The organism is Pseudoalteromonas sp. SR45-5, assembly GCF_014163565.1.
Lineage (GTDB): Bacteria > Pseudomonadota > Gammaproteobacteria > Enterobacterales > Alteromonadaceae > Pseudoalteromonas > Pseudoalteromonas distincta.
In genome coordinates, this window is the sequence record NZ_JACJDN010000490.1 from 1 (window position 1) to 3,083 (window position 3,083).

The following is a 3,083-nucleotide window of genomic DNA, read 5'->3' on the forward strand; positions in this document are numbered from 1 at the left end:
AAAACAACTAAACGCCCCGATATCTCTTTCATGCAACAAGATGTAGATACCATGAAACTAAACTCACGAGATCAGCAAATTTTTTCAGCTGTTATGAACATGTACTGTAATGGTGAAGGCTTGCCTGTTCCATCAACAAAAATTGCCAAGCTCAAAGGCATGGCAGTATGCTCGGCTACGGTTCGTAATGCTATGGCTCGCTTAGAAAAAGTGGGGCTATTGTATTCACCTCATACATCTGCAGGACGAGTGCCCACAAATGAAGGGTTTGATTATTGGTTTGACGAGTTTTTTCCACTCGCTGACATTGCTAATTATTGGCAACCAGAGCAATCACAACTCGTTGAACTAGCACATGGTTTGAGCCAAAAATACCAAATATGTTGTTGTGTTGGTTTACCACAAGTCAGCTCGCAGCAAGTGTTTAGAGTAGAGGTGCTTGATTTTGATTCTACCGACTGGCTTATTCTATTAATAGACAGGGCTGGGCAGAGCCACAACATTTGTATTGATAAACCTCATGATTCGTCAGATTCTGTTCGTTATCAGTTTGCAACATGGTTGAATACCGTATTTAGCCAACAAACTCTTATGGAGGGTTTGTATCGTATGCAGGCGATGGCAAATACAGCGCCTCGAAATTGTCATGATTCGCTTAATCAATGGACGCGACAGCTAAGTCAAAAATTAGGCTCAGATAATAGTATTGTAGTTGGCGAAAATTACCTCTATAAACAAATCGATTGTGAGCAAAGTTTAAATATTGGTGTTTCGTTTTTAAATTATGTAGAAGATAAACTCGCTTTTAAAAACGGTGTATCGGTACTTAATAGCGAAAAATTGCCTTTTACTGAGTGTGATGAATTGATCGTAATAAGCGTGCCGTACTTTCAAAATCAAGAATACCAAAGCCGCTTTTGTATAATTTGCCCTAAATCAGCGCAAATCGAAGAAATAATTCGAGAATTTAAATTAATTGAGGCATCTAACTCTTGAATCTTTTTATTCAATCCCCATAATTACCGCAGTTGTAAAGAATTGGAGCACGTATTTTATGTCTGAGCAGACACAAAACCCTGAGCAAGAAGTAGAATTAAACGAAGAAATTTCTAAAATGCAGGCTGATGTAGAAGCAGCAGTAGAAGCCGCTGATCAACATGCAGAAGAAGAGCAAAGCCCTGAAGCAGAAATAGCTATGCTATATGCAGAGCTTGAAGCTGCTAAACAAACTATTGCTGATCAAAAAGATGGTGTTGTTCGTGCTGCAGCAGACGTAGACAACATTCGTCGTCGTGCAGCACAAGATGTAGAAAAAGCGCATAAGTTTGCACTAGAAAAATTTGCTAACGAATTACTACCTGTAATTGATAATCTTGAGCGTGCTATTGAGTTTTCTGATAAAGAAAATGAGACTTTAAAGCCGTTGCTTGAAGGTATCGATATGACAGTTAAAAGCTTTAACGATGCTGTTGCAAAGTTTGGTGTTGAAATTGTAAACCCTCAAGGTGAGCAGTTTAATCCAGATTTTCATCAAGCAATGTCAATTCAACCAAGTAACGATGTAACACCTAATACAGTACTTGCTGTTATGCAAAAAGGTTACACATTGAATGGTCGTTTATTACGCCCTGCAATGGTTATGGTTTCTAAAGCTGCTGATGCTTAATTGAATTATTAGTTTTAAAAAATGCCTCATATTGAGGCATTTTTTTTGTCTTTTTTATAGTGAATTAACTGTACGAGCATAGTAAGCAAAACAGCGCTGAACATTAAACTTGAAAACGGCACTGCGCTTTTTGCATGCATAATAGCGAGTAGTGGGCCAACTAATGCGCCACTGCCAAAACGAAGTGTGCCAATTACGGCCGTTGCCGTGCCTGTGTTTTTTTCAAACTTCATTAATATTAGCGAGTCAGCATTACTTGCAGTGACGCCTAAGCTCATCATTAATGGCGCAATAGCAGCCACAATATAATAAAGTGATAAATGCAATAAGCTAAATGTTAACAAAGCCAGCCCCGATACAAATCCAAATGTAAGCCCAATATAGAGCATTTTTCGAGAGCCCAGCCTTGGTACAATTCGCGTATTTAAAAAGTTACCAAACATCAGCGCCATTACGTTAAAGGCAAATAACACACCAAATAACTGTTCTGACACTTCATATAAATCTAAATAAATAAATGGTACTGAGGTCAAAAAGCAAAAAAATCCAAACGATACAAACATAGAACTGAGTATGTCGGCACGTGCATCTTTATTACTGAGTACTGTTTTATAGCTATCAAAAAATAGAGCGAGACCCTTTTTTTCGTTTTTGTGAATAGGAATATCAATTAGATACACTTGCACAAACGCCAATATTAAAAAGCTATACCCAGCAAGAACCAAAAATATGGTTGACCAAACAGAAAATCCTAAAATAAACGAGCCAACAGAGGGGGCAACTAACGGCGCTACCATCATAATCATCGACACATACGACATTCCCTTAGCTGTATTTTGCTGATAAATATGGCGAATAATACCCGGTACTACTACCGTTGCTGCCGCTCCCGTAAATGCTTGCACTGCTCGAAGAGTCCAAAAAGCATGGATTTCGGTGGTAAATGCCAGTGCAAGTGAGCTTGCACCAAATAAGGTTAAGCCGATACGTGCAAGCTTACGGCGGCCAATTTGATCGGCAATGGGGCCAAAAAATAGCATCCCTAATGAATAGCCTGCTAAGTAAATACTCAACGATATTTGTACATTGGGCATATTAGTGTGTAAATCGTTTGCAATTACCAGCATGGCAGGTAAGTACATATCTATCGCCAATGGCGTAATCGCCACTATACTGGCTAATAAAGGCAATAAAATACGGGTATTAAAAGACGAGGCTGAGGCGTCCATGTGTAAACTCAACAATCACTAAAAACAAGGGTTATAGTGTAACAGGGCATTGTATTTGGATAAACTTAGTTTGCCCGCTAAGTTTATCGCCATATTGCTTTTTTTTTAATATAACGGTACATAAAGCAAATATTTTAAATTGGTACTGTGTTTGCTATTCTACAAGCAATAAAAAATTCATTACTTAA

The 3,083-nt window shown here is 38.3% G+C and carries 3 protein-coding genes; 2 read left to right on the forward strand and 1 reads right to left on the reverse strand.

What is annotated here, in order from left to right; genetic code table 11:
* Window positions 1-30 precede the first annotated feature (30 nt).
* Together H5072_RS15550 and grpE are read left to right on the forward strand one after the other, a co-directional pair.
* Window positions 31-996, forward strand: a complete 966-nt coding sequence (locus H5072_RS15550; RefSeq protein WP_024604215.1) for an HrcA family transcriptional regulator — start codon at window positions 31-33, stop codon at window positions 994-996.
* 58 nt (window positions 997-1,054) lie between these two features.
* Window positions 1,055-1,666: a nucleotide exchange factor GrpE gene (gene grpE, locus H5072_RS15555; RefSeq protein ID WP_024597391.1), complete on the forward strand. Its 612-nt coding sequence runs from the start codon at window positions 1,055-1,057 to the stop codon at window positions 1,664-1,666.
* A 26-nt stretch (window positions 1,667-1,692) separates the two neighbouring features.
* On the opposite strand, the gene H5072_RS15560 is transcribed toward grpE, so the two are convergent.
* On the reverse strand, window positions 1,693-2,895 hold the full coding sequence (locus H5072_RS15560) for a Bcr/CflA family efflux MFS transporter (RefSeq protein WP_182197406.1): 1,203 nt from the start codon (window positions 2,893-2,895) through the stop codon (window positions 1,693-1,695).
* Window positions 2,896-3,083: the final 188 nt, after the last annotated feature.